The 690-nt window shown below is 39.0% G+C and carries 1 protein-coding gene; it reads right to left on the bottom strand.

Annotated elements, in window-relative coordinates; genetic code table 11:
• Nucleotides 1–141: 141 nt before the first annotated feature.
• The coding region (locus ACT3T6_RS17715; protein ID WP_444625982.1) for a Crp/Fnr family transcriptional regulator at nt 142–690 on the bottom strand (549 nt) is incomplete at its 5' end.

Below are 690 nucleotides of genomic sequence, written 5' to 3'. Positions count from 1 at the left end.
ACGACCAACATTCAAACAAAAAACAAACTACGCCAACAGTTTAACAAAACCAACCAAAAGAGAATACGATTCACTGATCATTTATCGTAACTCTTTCATTAAAAACCCGTAACATATAGCTACTCAAATACGGATATAGCGTTACTCTATAAGAACATGACCATAAATAAACTCACTATCAAAACCTGTTGCTGCCGCCATTTCCTCCGGCTTAAGGAGCTTAATACTACTCCTCGTTTTACGTATAAACTTCTTTTGCTCCAGCGCGGTCATGCAGCGGCTAACATGGACACTAGTAATGCCTAATAGCTCGCCTACCACATCCTGGGTAATAGGAAATGCGTAAATATTGGTCTTCAACAACCCTTTAAAGCAGAACCGTGTATAAATTTCTAATAAAAAGTGGGCAACACGCTCTTCAGAACGGTGGTGCGTACAGCTTCTTAATCGTTCAATCGTAATATTGTCATTGACCATGATATAGGACATTACCGCTTTTCTAACGTCCATATCGGTTTTAAAAAGTTTATGTATATCTTCGACCGATACTTTTTCAAACTTACAGTTAGTAAGCGCTAGTATAGTAATATCGTGGTTGTCAAAAAAGCTTTCTCGAACACCGATGATATCGCCAGGCATAAATACATTACATATATCCTGGCCTCGCTTATCGGTGGCATGGCAAAGGCT

The sequence above is a fragment of the Halomonas sp. 72 genome (assembly GCF_052379785.1).
Classification (GTDB): Bacteria; Pseudomonadota; Gammaproteobacteria; order Pseudomonadales; family Halomonadaceae; genus Vreelandella; species Vreelandella citrativorans.
Note: the sequence above shows the minus strand (reverse complement) of the source record. Positions and strands in the feature narration are given on the sequence as shown.